This is a genomic window from Nonomuraea sp. NPDC003709 (assembly GCF_040610775.1).
GTDB lineage: Bacteria > Actinomycetota > Actinomycetes > Streptosporangiales > Streptosporangiaceae > Nonomuraea > Nonomuraea angiospora_A.
Genome location: NZ_JBEXMW010000001.1, coordinates 547596 through 563662 on the forward strand (window position 1 = coordinate 547596; position 16067 = coordinate 563662).

Annotated in this window: 10 protein-coding genes; 6 read left to right on the forward strand and 4 right to left on the reverse strand. The window is 73.0% G+C overall.

Annotated elements, in window-relative coordinates; genetic code table 11:
• Window position 1: 1 nt before the first annotated feature.
• Entirely contained in the window at window positions 2-1108 is a 1107-nt protein-coding gene (locus tag ABZX61_RS02595; RefSeq protein WP_350728481.1) for a nitronate monooxygenase family protein, read from the forward strand.
• Here ABZX61_RS02595 and ABZX61_RS02600 read toward each other — a convergent pair.
• The gene (locus ABZX61_RS02600) at window positions 1105-1914 is read right to left on the reverse strand and encodes a crotonase/enoyl-CoA hydratase family protein (RefSeq protein WP_350728482.1); all 810 of its coding nucleotides are present in this window, start codon (window positions 1912-1914) and stop codon (window positions 1105-1107) included. The two genes, ABZX61_RS02595 and ABZX61_RS02600, sit on opposite strands and share 4 nt — an antisense overlap.
• Before the next feature lie 115 nt (window positions 1915-2029).
• On the opposite strand from ABZX61_RS02600, the gene ABZX61_RS02605 reads away from it, so the two are divergent.
• Genes ABZX61_RS02605 through ABZX61_RS02625 form a run of 5 tightly spaced genes read left to right on the forward strand, consistent with a single transcriptional unit; the run spans window position 2030 to window position 8221 of the window.
• Window positions 2030-3580 (forward strand): acyl-CoA synthetase, encoded by a 1551-nt coding sequence (locus tag ABZX61_RS02605; protein ID WP_355190912.1) that lies wholly within the window; start codon window positions 2030-2032, stop codon window positions 3578-3580.
• Window positions 3570-4469, forward strand: a complete 900-nt coding sequence (locus ABZX61_RS02610; RefSeq protein ID WP_350728484.1) for an OB-fold domain-containing protein — start codon at window positions 3570-3572, stop codon at window positions 4467-4469. Before ABZX61_RS02605 ends, ABZX61_RS02610 begins: the two co-directional genes overlap by 11 nt.
• Window positions 4466-5485: a thiolase domain-containing protein gene (locus ABZX61_RS02615; RefSeq protein WP_350728485.1), complete on the forward strand. Its 1020-nt coding sequence runs from the start codon at window positions 4466-4468 to the stop codon at window positions 5483-5485. The genes ABZX61_RS02610 and ABZX61_RS02615 overlap by 4 nt, the downstream gene beginning before the upstream one ends.
• Before the next feature lies 1 nt (window position 5486).
• Complete coding sequence (locus ABZX61_RS02620) at window positions 5487-6635, forward strand: thiolase domain-containing protein (protein ID WP_355190914.1); 1149 nt, start codon at window positions 5487-5489, stop codon at window positions 6633-6635.
• The gene (locus ABZX61_RS02625; RefSeq protein WP_355190916.1) at window positions 6635-8221 is read left to right on the forward strand and encodes an acyl-CoA synthetase; all 1587 of its coding nucleotides are present in this window, start codon (window positions 6635-6637) and stop codon (window positions 8219-8221) included. Before ABZX61_RS02620 ends, ABZX61_RS02625 begins: the two co-directional genes overlap by 1 nt.
• On the opposite strand, the gene ABZX61_RS02630 is transcribed toward ABZX61_RS02625, so the two are convergent.
• From ABZX61_RS02630 to ABZX61_RS02640, 3 genes are all read right to left on the reverse strand, one after another.
• Complete coding sequence (locus tag ABZX61_RS02630) at window positions 8218-14394, reverse strand: tetratricopeptide repeat protein (RefSeq protein ID WP_355190918.1); 6177 nt, start codon at window positions 14392-14394, stop codon at window positions 8218-8220. The two genes, ABZX61_RS02625 and ABZX61_RS02630, sit on opposite strands and share 4 nt — an antisense overlap.
• An 87-nt stretch (window positions 14395-14481) precedes the next feature.
• Complete coding sequence (locus tag ABZX61_RS02635) at window positions 14482-15108, reverse strand: LysE family translocator (protein WP_355190920.1); 627 nt, start codon at window positions 15106-15108, stop codon at window positions 14482-14484.
• 4 nt (window positions 15109-15112) lie between these two features.
• Window positions 15113-15991 carry a LysR family transcriptional regulator gene (locus ABZX61_RS02640; RefSeq protein WP_355190921.1) on the reverse strand — a complete coding sequence of 293 codons (879 nt, stop codon included), beginning with the start codon at window positions 15989-15991 and terminating at the stop codon, window positions 15113-15115.
• Window positions 15992-16067: the final 76 nt, after the last annotated feature.

A 16067-nucleotide genomic window follows, 5' to 3' on the forward strand; every position in this document is an offset into this window, starting at 1 on the left:
CATGCGGACACGTGTCACGGACATGTTCGGAATCGAGCTCCCGATCTTCGCCTTCAGCCACTGCAGGGACGTGGTCGCGGCCGTGAGCCGCGCCGGCGGCATGGGTGTGCTCGGTGCGCTCTACTTCACCCCCGAGGAGCTCGAGACCGAGCTCAAGTGGATCGACGACCACGTGGACGGCAAGCCGTACGGCGTGGACGTCGTCATGCCCGCCTCCTACGAGGGCGCCGACTTCGCGCCCGAGGAGCTGGTGGGCCGCCTGCAGTCGATGATCCCCGACGGCCACCGGGGGTTCGTCGAGAACCTCCTGGCCAAGCACGGGGTCCCGCCGCTGTCGTCGGACGCCGACCCCGGCAAGGTGCTGCTCGGCTGGACGGACGCCACCGCGCGCCCCCAGGTCGAGGTCGCCCTGCGGCACCCCATCGCGCTGCTGGCCAACGCGCTCGGCCCGCCCCCTGCCGACGTGGTGGACCTCGCCCACGAGCACGGGGTCAAGGTCGCCGCCCTGGCCTCCACGCCCCGGCACGCGCTCAAGCAGGTGGAGGTCGGCGTGGACGTCGTGGTCGCCCAGGGCACCGAGGCCGGCGGCCACACGGGCGAGATCTCCACCATGGTGCTGATCCCGCAGGTGGTGGACGCGGTGGACGTGCCCGTCCTGGCCGCCGGCGGCATCGGCAACGGCCGCCAGATGGCGGCGGGGATGGCGCTGGGCGCCGAGGGCGTCTGGACCGGCTCGCTCTGGCTCACGGTCGAGGAGGCCGACACCCCGGAGATGGCCAAGCGCCGCATCCTGGAGGCCACCTCCCGCGACACCGTCCGCTCGCGCAGCTGGACCGGCAAGCCCGCGCGGCTGCTCAAGAACGCCTGGACGGAGGCGTGGGAGTCGGAGGAGTCGCCCGGCACGCTGCCGATGCCCCTGCAGTTCATGCTGGTGTCGGACGCCCTGCGGCGCATCGGCCGCTCCGACGTGTCGGACCTGGCCACCTTTCCGGCCGGCCAGGTCATCGGCATCACCAACCAGGTCCGCTCGACCAAGGACGTCATGTTCGGCCTGGTGGAGGAGTACGGTGAGGCGCTCGAACGCCTGGAGCGCCTCACCGGCGACTAGCGCGCGTGGTAGGTCGGGGGGCGCTTCTCGCGGAAGGCCCTGGTGCCTTCCTTGGCGTCCTCCGACCCGATCACCGGCCAGCCGATCTCGTCCGACACCTTCAGCGCCTCCGGCTCCGGCATGCCCAGGGTGTCCCGGTATGTGCGCAGGATCGCCTGCACGGAGAGCGGCCCCGAGGAGGCGACGTCCTCGGCCAGCTCCCGGGCCGAGGCCAGCGCCTGGCCGTCGGGCACCACGCGGTTGACCAGCCCCATGGACAGCGCCTCCGCCGCCGTGATCGGGCGGCCGGTCAGCAGGAGGTCCATGGCGTGGCAGTACGGGATCTGCCGGGGCAGGCGTACGGCGCTGCCGCCCATGGGGAAGAGCGCCCGCTTGGCCTCGAACAGCCCCAGCGTGGACGACTCCGCCACCACCCGCAGGTCCGTCCCCACCAGCAGCTCGGTGCCGCCCGCCACCGCGTAGCCCTCGACCGCGCTGATGATCGGCTTGGTGGGCAGCTCCTCCCTGAGCAGGCCCTTCCAGTGGAAGTTGGGGATCTGCGCGGCCCTGGCCTGGACCTCCGGGTCCGTGGACGGCTGCCCCATGGCCTTGAGGTCGGCCCCCGCGCAGAACGTGCCCTCCGCGCCCGTCAGGATCGCCACCCTGATCCCGGCCTCGGCCGACGCGTACGCCCATGCCGAGGCCAGGCCGATCAGCATGTCCGAGGAGAGCGCGTTGCGTGCCTCCGGCCGGTTCATGGTGACGATCAGGACATGGCCGTCTCGTTCGATCCGGCAGTGGGGAGTGCTGATCGGCAGGAGCTCCACGTACGCCTCCGAAGTGTCTAATCAAGCGCTTGCTACGAACTTCGGCCCCAGGATACGCTCCCAACAGCAAACGAGAACAGGTTCCTGTTTTTGCTCGCGCCACGAGGGAGTGCAGATGGGCACGCTCGGTTTCTGGAGGCTCGCGCAGGCGGATCCCGAGTGGATCGCGGCCGTGGACCCCGACGGCACGGAGCATCGCGCGGGCGATCTGCTCGCCCGGGCCAACCGCCTCGTCCACGGCTTACGCGGGCTCGGGCTCCAGCCCGGCGACGGCATCTGCGGCCTGGTGCCGAACGGTGCCGACGGGCTCGTGCTCTATCTCGCCGCCATGCAGGCCGGCTGGTACTACACCCCGGTCAACTGGCATCTGACCGGCCCTGAGATCGCGTACATCGTCTCCGACAGCGAGGCCAAGGCGTTCTTCGTGCACCCCCGCTACATCGAGGAGGGCGCCAGGGCGGCCGAGGCCATCGAGCCGCACCGCCGCTTCCTCGTCGCGGAGAGCAAGACCGATGGCTTCCGCCAGGTGAGCGAGCTGACCGACGGCCAGCCGGACACCGCGCCCGAGGACCGCACCGCGGGCGCCACCATGCACTACACCTCGGGCACGACCGGCAAGCCCAAAGGGGTCAAGCGCCGGCTGAACGGCCTCGATCCGGACGACTCCGCCGAGCTCATGACGTTCCTGCTCGGACTGTTCGGCATCACCCCGGGCCGCCCCAACGCCCACCTGGTCACCTCCCCGAACTACCACACCGCGGTCACCCAGTTCGGCGGCACCGCGCTGCACATGGGACACACCCTCGTCTACATGGACAAGTGGGACGCCGAAGAGCTGCTCCGGCTCTGCGAGCGCCACGGCGTCACGAACTCCCACCTCGTCCCGACCCACTTCAAGCGGCTGCTCGCGCTGCCGGAGGAGACCCGGACCAGGTACGACCTGTCCTCGCTCAAGTGGATGATCCACGCCGCCGCCCCCTGTCCGGTCCCGGTCAAGTGGGCGATGCTCGAGTGGTGGGGCGACTGCGTGTACGAGTACTACGCGGCCACCGAAGGCGGCGGCACCCTGGCCACGCCCGAGGACTGGAAGGCGCATCCGGGCACGGTCGGCAACGCCTGGCCCATCAGCGAGCTGCTGATCGCCGACGATCAGGGCGAGTCCGTGCCGACCGGCACCGCCGGGACGATCTACATGAAGATGATGGGCGTCCCGTTCGAGTACAAGGGCGACCCCGCCAAGACCGCCGCGAACCGGCTCAAGGAGTACTTCACCGTCGGGGACATCGGATACCTGGACGAGGACGGCTTCCTCTTCCTCTGCGACCGCAAGGCCGACATGATCATCTCCGGCGGGGCGAACATCTACCCCGCCGAGATCGAGAACGAGCTCATGATCCACCCGAAGGTGGCGGACGTGGCCGTGTTCGGCATCCCGGACGAGGAGTGGGGCGAGCAGATCAAGGCCGTGGTGGAGCCCGCGCCGGGCATCGAGCCCGGCCCCGAGCTGGCCCGCGAGCTGCTGGCCTCGCTGGAGGGCCGCCTGTCCAGGATGAAGTGGCCCAAGAGCGTCGACTTCATCGCCGAGATGCCCCGAGAGCCCAACGGCAAGCTGCTCAAACGCAAGCTCCGCGCCCCGTACTGGGAGGGACGAGACCGTGCCATCTGATCCGCTGGTCGCCCAGCACGTCCTGGAGTTCCCGGGCGGCTACACGAGAACCACAGGCCCCGTGATCGGCCGGTTCCTGAGCGAGTTGCGCGGCCGGCGCATCGTCGGGGTGCGGACGAACGAGGGCAAGGTGCTCGTGCCGCCCCTGGAGTACGACCCCGCGACCGGCGAGCCGGTGACCGCCGAGTACGTCGAGGTCGGCCCGGCCGGCACGGTCACCACCTGGGCGTGGGTGGACGAGCCGCTCGAAGGCCACCCGCTCGACCGCCCCTTCGCCTGGGCGCTGATCAAGCTGGACGGCGCCGACACCGCGCTGCTCCACGCCGTGGACGCGGGCAACGCCAAGGCGCTGGCCGTGGGTGCGCGCGTCTGGCCGGTCTGGAGCGACCGGCCCACCGGCCACATCCGCGACATCTCCCATTTCGCCCCCGAGGTCACGAAGATCGTCTCCAACGTGCGCGCCGAATACCGCCTCCAGGCGGGCGGCGCGCTCCGCGTCTTCCTGGAGGGTGTCCGGCGCGGCGTCTTCCTCGGCGGGCGGTGCGAGACCTGCGACAAGGTGTACGTGCCCTACCGCCAGTCCTGCCCCGAATGCGGAAGCGGCATCGCGGAGACGCTCGAACTGCCCGACACCGGCACGATCACCACGTTCGCCATCAACAACCTGCCCGATCCCCGGGCCCCGCAGGTGCCGTTCGTGTCGGCGTACATCCTGCTCGACAACGCCGATATCCCCATGATCACGCTCATCGGGGACGTACCCGCTCACGAGGTGCGCCAGGGCATGCGGGTCAGGGCGGTCTGGGTGCCGGAGAGCGAGCGTACGGCGTCAATGTCGAACATCCGCTGGTTCGCCCCCACCGGCGAGCCCGACGTGGAGCTGTCATGAGAGATGTCGCGATCGTCGCGTTCGCCCAGACCCGGCATACCGACCACGACGCCGGGCAGACCGAGCCCGAGCTGATCCTGCCCGTGATCGACGAGGTCAAGGAGCGCACCGGGCTCAAGAGGTTCGGCTTCACCTGCTCCGGCAGCTGCGACTACCTCGCGGGCGCCCCGTTCTCGTTCGTGTCGGCCCTCGACGCGCTGGGCGCCTGGCCGCCCATCTCGGAGAGCCACGTGGAGATGGACGGCGCCTGGGCCCTGTACGAGGCGTGGGTCCGGCTCCAGCACGGCGACATCGACTCGGCCCTGGTCTACGGGTTCGGCAAGTCGTCGCTCGGCGACCTGAACACGATCATGACGATCCAGCTCGACCCCTACTACCTGGCGCCGCTCGGCCTCGACCTGCTCTCCTACGCCGCGCTCCAGGCCGGCGCGGTCGGCGCGGACCGCAAGGAGCTCGACGAGATCGTCCGCAGGAGCCGGGCGGACGGGCGGGCCAACCCGTACGCGCTGGACCTGCCCGATCCGGACGGCGAGGACTTCGCGGTGCAACCGCTCAAGAAGACGGATGTGCCGCCCATCACGGACGGCGCGGCGGCGATCGTGCTCGCGGCTGGTGACCTGGCCGGGGAGCTGTGCCCGAACCCGGCCTACATCAGGGGCATCGCCCACCGCATCGAGCCCCACTACCTGGGCATGCGCGATCTCTCCGCGTCGGCCTCTGCGGCCGACGCCGCACGGGCTGCCGGGGTCGGCAAGGGACCCGTCGAGGTGGCCGAGCTGCACGCCCAGTTCCCGCACGAGGAGATCATCCTGCGCCGCGCGCTGGAACTGCCCGGCGAAACGGTGATCAACCCGTCCGGCGGCCCGCTGGCCGCCAACCCCGTCATGGCGACGGGCCTCATCCGCATCGGCGAGGCCGCGCGGCGCATCCTCGACGGCGACGCGAGCCGCACCGTCGGGCACGCCGCGGGCGGGCCCTGCCTGCAGCACAACCTCGTCACCGTTTTGGAGGCGTGACATGGGCAACCGCTGTGCGGTCATCGGCGTCGGGCAGACGCACTACACGACCAAGCGCAGGGACGTGTCGATCGCCGGGCTGGTGCGCGAGGCGGCGCTGCGGGCGCTGGAGGACGCCAGGCTGTCGTTCAAGGACATCGACGCCGTGGTCATCGGCAAGGCGCCGGACCTGTTCGAGGGCGTGATGATGCCGGAGTCGTACCTGGCGGACGCCCTCGGCGCGGCGGGCAAGCCGATGATGCGGGTGCACACGGCGGGCAGCGTGGGCGGCTCCACGGCGCTGGTCGGCGCCAGCCTCATCCAGGGCGGCGTGCACGACCGGGTGCTGGTGGTGGCCTTCGAGAAGCAGTCGGAGTCGAACGCCACCTGGGCGCTGTCCACGCACCTGCCGTTCAACGCGTCGCTGGTCGTGGGGGCGGGCGGCTACTTCGCGCCGCACATCCGCGAGTACATGCGCAGATCGGGCGCGCCCGATCACATCGGGACGCTGGTGGCGGTCAAGGACCGGCTCAACGCGCTCAAGAACCCGTACGCGCACCTCAAGATCCCCGGCATCGACCAGAAGATGGTCGAGTCCACGCCGATGTTGTGGGAGCCGATCCGCTACCTGGAGACCTGCCCGTCCAGCGACGGCGCCTGCGCGATGGTGCTGTCGTCAGAGTCGAAGGTCACCGGCACCCCGGCCTGGGTGCACGGCACCGCCATGCGCTCCGAGCCGATCTTCCGCGCCGGGCGCGACACGGTCAGCCCGCAGGCGGGCAAGGACTGCGCGGCCGACGTCTACCGCCAGGCCGGCATCACCGACCCGCGGCGGCAGATCGACGTGGCCGAGACGTACGTGCCGTTCTCCTGGTACGAGCCGATGTGGCTGGAGAACCTGGGGTTCGCGGCGGACGGGGAGGGGTGGAAGCTCACCGAGTCGGGCGCGACGGCGCTCGACGGTGACACCCCGTGGAACGCCTCGGGCGGGGTGCTGTCGAGCAACCCGATCGGGGCGTCGGGACTGATCAGGTTCGCCGAGGCCGCGCTGCAGGTGCGCGGGATGGCGGGCGAGCACCAGGTGGACGGCGCCCGCACGGCGCTCGGCCACGCCTATGGCGGGGGAGCCCAGTTCTTCGCGATGTGGATCGTCGGACGGGAGAGACCCTGATGGAGTTCAACCACGCTGACCTGTTCGAAGGGCTCGCGGACGCGATCGGGGACAGGACCGCCGTCATCTGCGGCCCGGACCGGCGCACCTACGCCGAGCTGGAGGCCGAGTCGAACCGGCTCGCCCACTACCTCATGGACCTGGGCGTCCAGCCCGGCGAGCACGTCGGCCTCCACCTCTACAACGGCATCGAGTACGTGGCGGGCCTGCTGGCCGCGCTGAAGATCCGGGCCGTGCCGATCAACGTCAACTACCGCTACGTCGAGTCCGAGCTGCTCTACCTCTATCGCGACGCCGACATCCGGGCGCTGGTCTACGACGTGGAGTTCGACGCACGGGTGGCCGCCGTGGCGGACCGGGCGCCGCTGCTGGAGCACCTGATCTCGGTGGGCGGGCCGTCGGCGATCGGCGCGGCGGTGCCGTACGAGACCGCTCTGGAGCGCGGCCGGCCGGAGCGCGGTTTCCCGGCGCGCTCGGGCAACGACGTCTACATCATCTACACCGGCGGCACCACGGGCATGCCCAAGGGGGCGATGTGGCGCGTCGAGGACCTGTTCATGGCCTTCGGCGGCGGCAACCCGTACGGCGAGCCGCGCGCCACCCCGCGCGAGGTGATCGACGAGGCCGTCAAGGCCGGGCCGATGGTCATGATGGCCGCGCCGCCGCTGATGCACGGGGCCGCGCAGATGGCCACGTTCATCGCCTGGTGGATGGGCGCGACCATGGTGTACGTGCGCAAGTTCGACGCCGAGGACGTGTGGCGGGCGGTCGAGCGCGAGCGCGTGTTCACCATGAACATCACCGGCGACGCCATGGCCAGGCCCCTGGCCGAGGCGCTGGAGAAGGGCGGTTACGACGTCTCGTCGCTGTTCGTGGTCAGCTCGACCGGGGCGATCCTGTCGGGCGCGGTACGCGACCGGCTCCAGAAGGCACTCCCGAACATCGGGATCCTGGACAACTTCGGCTCCACCGAGTCCGGCTTCACCGCGTCCGGCGTGGCCGGGTCCTCGCCGGAGAAGGGCCTGCGCTACCAGCCGAACTCCGTGGTCAAGCTGGCCGTACTCGACGAGCGGCACCGGCCCGTCGAGCCCGGCTCCGGGCAGCTCGGGACCGTCGCCAGGGCCGGGCGGGTGGCGTTCGGCTACTACAACGACCCCGACAAGACGGCCCGCACGTTCGTCACCGACGCGGACGGCACCCGCTGGCTGCTGACCGGCGACCTGGCGACCGTGGACACCGACGGGACCGTGAACGTGTTCGGCCGCGGCTCGCAGTGCATCAACACCGGCGGGGAGAAGGTGTTCCCCGAGGAGGTCGAGGCGGTGCTCAAGGGGCATCCGTCGGTGTTCGACGCGGTGGTGACCGGGGTGCCGGACGAGCGGTGGGGGAACAGGGTCGCGGCCGTGGTGGAGCCGCGGCCGGGTGTGGAGGTCACGGCCGAGGAGCTGGACGCGCACTGCAGGACGCTGCTGTCGGGGTACAAGGTGCCTCGTACGTATGCGTTCGTGGAGGAGATGGTGCGCTCGCCGGCCGGGAAGGCCGACTACCGGTGGGCCCGCGAGACGGTCCAGGCCAACGACGCCTAGAGCCGCTGCAGTTCCTCCTCGATCGCCGCCGTCTCGTCGCGCCTGCCCGTCTTCTCCAGCAGCGTCAGCCTGCCCCGCAGCACGTCGCGGAGCAGGTCGGGGACGCCGTCGTGGGCCGTCAGGTCCCGCAGCAGCCCCGCTGAGACGCGCAGCGCGGCGTCGGCGGCGTCGTCCCTGCCCAGCTCCTGCTGGCACAGGCCGAGCCGGGCGTGCGCCACGGCCCTGGACAGCTCGTCCCGGGTCACCTGCGTGGCGCGGTGGAAGACGAGCCCCGCCTCCAGCGCCCGGCCCGCCTCCATGAGGGCGTCGCCCAGCATGAGCATCGCCCTTGAGAGCAGCTCGCGCTGCGTCGGGTTCCCCTGGCCGGAGCGCTGCTCCACGGTGCTTCCCGGGCCGAACCGCTCCAGCGCCGCCACCGCCTCCCGCAGCGGCTGGATCGCCTCGGCGGCCAGGCCCCGCATCCTGAGCGCGGACGCCATCGTGAGGCAGGCGCCCGCCCGGCTGGTGTGCAGGGCCTGCGCGTTCACGCCGGTGGTCAGCAGCTCGTCGTAGATGCCGATGGCCTCCCGGGCCCTGGCCTCGGCCTCGGTCCCCTCGTCCAGCCCGAGCAGGGGCAGCAGCTCGGAGCTCTGCGCCAGGGAGTCGGCGAGGACGGCCCGGTACGTGAGATCGTCCGGCGACCGCCGGGCCCGCGGGATCAGCTCCTCGACGAGGGCGTTGGCCTCGGCGAGCTCGCCGCGCATCATGTGGCACCGTACGAGCCGCTGGGTAGCCAGGGTGTGCTTGAGCGTGCCCGGCGGCTGTCCGGCGGCGGCGATCCCGGCGTACTCGGCGGCCTCCTCCGGCCGCCCGGCGGTCAGCAGGTCGTCGGCGATCACCGCGGCGGTCTCGGCGGCCTCCCGCTGCTCCGACAGGTCCGTGTAGAGCCGCAACGCCTCCATGAGGTGCGCCAGCGCCTCCTGCTCCCTGCCGGCGGCCCGCAGCGCCCGCCCGCGCACCTGGATCGCCTGAGCCCGGACGCGACGCAGCTCCGGCCCGGCTTCCGGGGCCCGGTCCAGCTCGGCCAGGGACCAGGTGATCGCCTCCAGGGCGGCCTGGGGGCGTTCGAGCATGGCCAGGGCGGCGCCGAGCCGGGCGTACGTGACGCCGGCCAGGGCCGGGTCGTCCAGCTCGTCGCAGAGGTCGGCGGCCCGCTCGCAGTGCGCCAGCGCCTCCACGGGGCGGCCCTGTTCGAGCAGCAGGACGGCGTAGCGGTTGAGGACGTCCGCCAGCACGTCGCCCGGCTGCCCGGCGAGGAGGTGGACGGCCTGCTCCAGGACGGCGGGATCGGCCTGGCCGTGCCGGGCGAGCGAGGCCAGCGCCAGGCCGAGCCGTCCGCGGTGGTCGCCGGAGAAGGCGGCCAGCCCTCGATAGACCCGGACGGCCAGCTCCGCGCACAGCACCGCCGCGTCTTCCTGCGCCGTGCCTTCCTGCCCTGTGCCTTTCTGCGCTGTGCCTTTCTTCGCGGCTGCGCCGAGCCGCGTCAGGAAGCGCCCGTACCGGTCGTGCACCTCGGCGCCGCCACCGCCGCTCAGCGGCACCTCCCGCTCCAGCGCGTCCGTGAAGGACGCGAGCGACGCAAGCAGCTCGGACGGGTCGCCCGGGAAGCCGGAGACCTCCTCGATGAGCGTTCCGAGCACATCCGTCCCGGGAAGCGGCCGCGTGTCGAGCATCCGGCGGTAGAGGGCGCTGCCCGCGGCCGGTCCTTCCTCCTCGACCCGCATCCTGGCCAGCCGCGCGAGGGCCGGCAGGTGCACGCCGGCGAGCTCCGGCGGCGGGTCGGCCATCAGCTCGACGCCCTCGGCCAGCTTCGGCCCGGCCGCGCCGGGATCGTGCAGCTCGGCCAGGCACAGGCCGGCGAGCTCCAGGCAGGCGGCGGCGAGCACCCGGTCGTCCGCCGGCGTCATGACATCGAGGGCCCGGGTGGCCGACCGGAGTGCGCCTTCGACGTCCTGCCCGGCGAGGCGGGCGCCGCCCTGCAGGCACAGCGCCCCGGCGAGGGCGGAGGCGGCCGCGAGCCCTTCCGAGACGAGCCCGTCGTAGAGCTCGACGAGCCGGTCGGCGGCAGCCTCCGCGCCGGCCCGGGGTAGCGCGGCCGTCTCCAGGATCAGCAGCTCGGCCAGCTCCGTGCGGAACACGACGCTCGTCTCGGCCATCGGCTCGTAGGACTCGACGGCGGTGCGCAGGTGCGGCCTGGCCTCCTCGGTCCGTCCCAGGCTCACGAGTGCCCTGCCGAGCGCCGCCGCCACCATCCCCACGGCGATCGCGTGCGGCCGCTCCGGGCCGGGCTCGCGCTGCGGCGCGTCTGGTACGGGGTGGCGGCTCAGCAGCTCGGCGGCCTGCGTCGCGAGCACGAGCCCGTCCCCGGCCCGCCCCACGTCCGTCCAGGCCCGGGCGAGCACGGCCTGCGCGGAGATGTAGGCGTGGATCTCCGGCGTGCCGCCCGCCTCGGCGGCCTGCCGGCACTCCACCAGCCGCCGCTCCGCGCTGACCACGGCCTCCTCCGGCCGCGAGGTGACCAGCTCCAGCAGCCACGGCCGCCCACCCACGCGAACGGCGGCCGGTTCCGGCAGCCACGGCCGGCCACCCATGCGGTCGGCCTCCGGTTCCGGCTGCCACGGCCGCCCACCCACGCGGCCCGCCGCCGGCTCCGGTCGTCGTGCTCGCGTCCGTGCCTCGGACGCGTGCCGCGCGGGGAAGCCGTTCTCGGCCGTCAGGTCCTCGGGGCTCAGCCCGTCGTACAGTTCGGCGGCGAGCTCCAGCTGCGCCCGGCCGTCGGCGGGCCGCCCGAGCTCGTCCAGGCACAGGCCGAGCAGCCGCCTGGCCCGCGCCTCCGTGGCCGGGCGCCGGTCGGCCGCCACGCTCATGGCCTCCTGCAACGGCCCCAGCGCCGCCTCGGGCCGGTCGTCGACCAGCAGCAGCTCGCCCAGCTCCAGCAGCTGCCCGGTCAAGGCATGACCGTGCTCGTCGGGCTCCAGGGTGACCAGGGCACGCAGGTTGCGTACGGCTTCGGCGGCGGACCGAACGGCGGCGTCCAGGTCGTCCAGCCGGGCATGGAGCGCGGCCAGCAGCCCGACGGCGTCGGCGAGCATGGACCGCAGGCCGGGCTCCTGGGCGGCGAGGCCGCGCAGCCGTACGACGGCCTCCGAAGCGGGGACGACCGCGTCGGCCGGCCTGCCCCGCCCTTCGAGCCAGGCGGCCAGGAGACGGAGGTGGTGGGCCAGATCCGTGTTCGTGGGGGCCACGCTCTTGACGGCCGCGGTGATGGCGACGGCGAGGCAGGCGGCCAGCTCGGGCAGCGCGCCGCCGTCCGCCTCCTCGAACGGCACCAGCGGCCCGGGCACCGGCACCGGCTCGGCCGTCCCCTTAGGCGGCCCCACGGCCGCGACGGGGAGCGCGCCGTGAGGCGGCGCGACGGTCGGGACGGGGAGCGCTCCGGGAGGTGGCGTGAGGGCCGGGGCGGCGAGCAACCTCATCGGCGGCGTGTCGTCCGGCCGGAACGCGGCCCCAGGATCCGGCGAAGGCGAAAAGGTCGAGTGGGGGCGCACGCGTGGTCGCGTGGTCGGTTCGGGCCCCGGCCATGAGGTGACGGACGGCCCCGACCGCGGGGGTGCGGAGGCGAGCGCCGCCAGGTGGGCTGCGGTGCCGGCGTCGCCGCCCGCCGCCTCGAACGCCGCCACGGCCTCGTCCAGCCGCCCGAGCTCCAGCAGCGCGCACGCGACATTGTGGTGCGCCCGCGCCGCCTCCGCCGCGTACCCAGGGTCCTCCTCGGCCAGGATGCGGAACCTGGCCGCCGCCTCCTGCGCGGGCTTGAGCGCCGAGCCGGCCTCGCCCGCCAGCAGCAGGCACGCCCCCAGGCTGAACAGCGCCTCCGCCCGGCCGGCCGCCGCCTCGTACGGGGGAGCGGCCGCGTAGATCTCGACGGCCTCCGCCGCCGCCACGACCGCCTCGCCGACCCGCCCGACGGCCACCAGCCGCCCGGACAGCCAGGTCAACCCCGCGGCCTGCGCGATCCGCTCGCCGCCCGCCCGGCGGTGCCGTACGGCCAGCTCGCCGAGGGTGACGTGCAACGCCCGCAGCCCCAGCGCCGCGCCCCGCCCGCTCTCCAGCAGGCCGGACGCGGCCTCGGCGAGCTCCCGGTCGGCGGGGAACAGCGTGAGGGCGGCGTTGAGCAGGTCCCCGAGCCGGGTGGCGGGGTTCGCGGCGGCCTCGGTGACCATCGCGCCGATCCTGGCCCCGACCAGGGAGCGCAGCGCCGACCCGACCCGCGCCCGGTCGGCGGACAGCCGCAGAACGTGCAGCAGGTGGACGAGGTGGTGGACCGTGCGGCCCTCGTGATCGTGGAGGGCGAGCACGAGCTCGTCCAGGCCCTCCGTCTCGGCCAGGAGCTCCTCGGCGACCAGGTCGGGGCCCAGCTCGCCGCTCGGGAAGACGGTCCCCAGCCAGCGGGCCGCGTTCGTGGTGTGCCCGTGGAGCCCGGTCCCGCCACGCAGTCCGGGTACGGCCGTCAGCAGGCCCGGCAGCTCGGCAGGCGCCGGCGCGGTGAGCGTGAGCACCGCCACGGCCTGGCGTGCCGTCACGTCGTCCACGCGTTCGTGCTCGGCGGGCCACACCCGCGCCCACTGGTCGCTCTCCCGCGCCAGGAACCGGTGGAGCAGGCCGTCTCCGTGCGGCCGCATCGGCTGCGTGCGCAGGTCGGCGTCGCGGTCGCGTGCGTGCGCGGGCGGTTCGCCGTCGCGGGAGGGCGTGGGGTGCTCGTCGTCGTACAGCCGGAGCAGGGCCGCCAGGTGGACGTGGAGCGGGAGGCCGTACTCCGGGTCGTCGAGGCGTGGCGGGGCGGGCAGCGCGGCCCGGCTGGGGGCGAAGGCCTTCATGGCGGCGAGCGCGTGGTCCGTGCGCTCCGCCAGGGTGAGCGGGTGGGCGTTGAGCTGGACCGTCGTGGAGGTGAGCCGTCTCAGCCAGCCGCCGGCCGCCGTGTCGAGCCGCCGCCACCAGTCCGCCTCGCCGAGCTCGCGGGCCAGCAGCAGGAGCCGTACGCGGGGGTTGCGCCCGTGCTTGGCCAGGCGCCGCACCAGCTCGCCCACCAGGGGCGGGGACGGGTCAGGATGGTCTACCACGAGCAGGGTCGGGCGTAACGCCTCCAGGGCCCGGCCGGTCAGCGGGCCGCCGGCGGAGTCCAGCGGCAGGAATCCGGTGTCCCATCCGGCCTCGGCCAGCTCCGCGCAGAGCTCGCCCGCCAGCCTCGTCTTGCCCGTGCCGCTCCGGCCGGTCAGCACCGCGATCGACAGGGCGGCCGGTTCGGCGGCCCACGAACGCAGGTCCGCCAGCTGCTCGTCCCTCCCCAGGAACGGCACCACCGCGTGCCGCGCCATCAGCAGCGTCCAGTCCGAGCAGTCCTGGGGCAGCCTCTCGCGGGCGGGGGTCAGGAGGTCGGCGAGGATCACCGAGGGGTCGTCCTCCGCCACGGTCTCCATCCGGCCGGGCGCCACGCCCGCCAGCTCGCAGAACCGTTCGTCGCCCAGCAACGCGGTCGCGGGCAGCGCGTCCAGCTCGTGCGGTGCGGTCCCGGACGGGCCGGCGGCGACCACGCCGATGATCTGCCCGGCCGGCTCGGCGAGCAGGACCGCGCCCGCCAGGCCTCGCGTGAGCGCACCGGGCGGCGACTCGGGCCCGGGGCTCAGCACGCTGACCGCCAGGACCTTCGACACCGCGCCGGTGGGGGCGTCGACCAGGCCCGTCACGGTCTCCGCGTCCCGGATCCCGGCCCGCCGCCCCAGCCACGGGAACCCTCTGGCCACGCAGCGCACCCTGAAGCCCGTTGCCGCGCCGGAGGAGGCGGCGACCCTGGCCCAGCGGACGTGTTCGATGCCGGGGACGCCGGCCCAGGGGGCTCCGGCGACCCGCAGGAGCACCGCGCCCGCCCGCCCGCGCCATACCTGCTCGGCCTCGGCCCAGTGGCCCGAATCGGCCGCGCGTACCTGGCACGGCAGGCCGTGGGCCACCACCAGGCCGGAGGTCAGCACCAGATCGGCGCCGATCGCATAGCCGGAGCCGGTCACGCCGACGAGGTCGTCGTGACCCGAGTAGACCTCGACGACCCGTTCGAGCCCGAGGCGGTGCGGTGGCGTGTCCATGAGGTCCGCCTCTTAGCTACGTCCCGACGTGCCGTCCCCCTGATCTGATCTCACTATCGCACTATGAGCCAGAAATTTCCTGGCTTGTCAGGCCTTCTCGGTTGTGAGCCAGGCCGCCAGCCCAAGGTAGACCAGCCCGCTGCCCACGTTCAGGCGGCGGCGCGCACGGGCGGACCCGCGCAGCCGGCCCGCCAATGCCGACGAGAGCATTGCGTACGCGCCGTCAGATGCGATCCCCAGCACCAGCCACAGCGCCCCGAACACCAGGATCTGCGGGCCGACGGGCCCTGCTTCCGGGTCGGTGAGCTGCGGCAGGAACGTCAGGAAGAAGAGGGCCGTCTTGGGGTTGAGGACGTTCACCACGAAGCCCTCCCAGAACAGCCGCCGCTTCGACTGCACCCGCAGCTCCAGCACCTGCTCGCCCTCTTCGCGCTGCATCAGCTTGCGTACGCCGAGCCAGAGCAGGTAGGCCACGCCCACGTACTTCACAATGGTGAACGCCGTGGCCGAGGCCGCCAGCAGCGCGCTGATGCCCAGCGCCGCCGCCGCGATGTGGACGAGCGAGCCCGTGTGCACGCCGAGCACCGAGATCACGCCCGCGGCGCGGCCCTGGGTGACGCTCCGGGTGACGATGTAGAGGACCGCCGGTCCGGGGACCACGAGCAGGCCCAGAGTGAACACACAGAAGAGCGCGAGAGTCGAAATTTCCGGCATGGGGTCATCGTAGAGGCGGCGTCAAAAGACTTTCCCGCAGCGCCGCCAGCAGCGCCTCCGTGGCCGGTGGGTGGGGCGGCTCGCCGTAGACGGCGGCGTACACGTGCCGGGTCGAGCCGGGCACCTCGGCCACCTGCACGTCCGGGTTGCGGTGGGCCCGCAGCGCCAGCCCCGGCAGCATGGTCAGGCCCAGCCCCGCCGCCACCAGGGCCTGCACGGCCACGATGTCGTCGCTGGTGAACGAGATCTGCGGGGTGAATCCCGCCTTCTCGCAGATGTCCAGCAAATGGCTCCTGCACCGGTCGCATCCCGCGATCCAGGCCGAGCCCGCGTGGTCGGCCAGTCCGCCCGCCGGACCCCTGGCCACCAGGTAGCTGGGGTCGTCGAGGAGGTGGATCATGCGGATGTCGTCGTCCTCGGGCGCGGTGTCGTCGTACCGGAAGATCACGGCCACGTCCACCCGCCCGGACCGCAGCAGCCTGAGCGCCTCCGGCGGCTCGATCTCGGTGAGCTGCAGGCGCAGCCCTGGATGAGCGGCCGACAGCAGCCCCGCGGCCTTCGGGATGAACGTGCCCAGCGCCGAGGGGAACGCGGCCAGCCGTACGCGCCCCGAACGCAGCCCCACGTGCGCGGCGAGCTCGTCGGCGGTGGCGTCGAGACGGCCGATGATCTCGGCGGCCCGCTCGGCGAGCAGCCGGCCCGCCTCCGTGAGCCTGACGCCGCGCCCGACGCGCTGGAGGAGCCGGGCCCCGGTCTCCGCCTCCAGCCGGGCCAGGTGGTGGCTGACCGAGGGCTGCGAGTAGTGGAGCTCCTTGGCGGCGGCGGTCAGCGAGCCCTTACGGGCGACCGCGACGAGAACGCGAAGGCGCACGACATCCAGCATTCATCGATCATATCTATGAATGGGCCAGATAACTTCTGTTGGACCTATCGGTTGCGGTGTAGCACCGTAGAAGGGG

Excerpts from the sequence above, each read along its gene's own strand:
- ABZX61_RS02635 (WP_355190920.1), bottom strand. The coding sequence starts at position 15,108 with ATGCCGGAAATTTCGACTCTCGCGCTCTTCTGTGTGTTCACTCTGGGC.
- ABZX61_RS02615 (WP_350728485.1), top strand. The coding sequence starts at position 4,466 with ATGAGAGATGTCGCGATCGTCGCGTTCGCCCAGACCCGGCATACCGAC.
- ABZX61_RS02605 (WP_355190912.1), top strand. The coding sequence starts at position 2,030 with ATGGGCACGCTCGGTTTCTGGAGGCTCGCGCAGGCGGATCCCGAGTGG.
- ABZX61_RS02620 (WP_355190914.1), top strand. The coding sequence starts at position 5,487 with ATGGGCAACCGCTGTGCGGTCATCGGCGTCGGGCAGACGCACTACACG.
- ABZX61_RS02630 (WP_355190918.1), bottom strand. The coding sequence starts at position 14,394 with ATGGACACGCCACCGCACCGCCTCGGGCTCGAACGGGTCGTCGAGGTC.
- ABZX61_RS02625 (WP_355190916.1), top strand. The coding sequence starts at position 6,635 with ATGGAGTTCAACCACGCTGACCTGTTCGAAGGGCTCGCGGACGCGATC.
- ABZX61_RS02640 (WP_355190921.1), bottom strand. The coding sequence starts at position 15,991 with ATGCTGGATGTCGTGCGCCTTCGCGTTCTCGTCGCGGTCGCCCGTAAG.
- ABZX61_RS02595 (WP_350728481.1), top strand. The coding sequence starts at position 2 with ATGCGGACACGTGTCACGGACATGTTCGGAATCGAGCTCCCGATCTTC.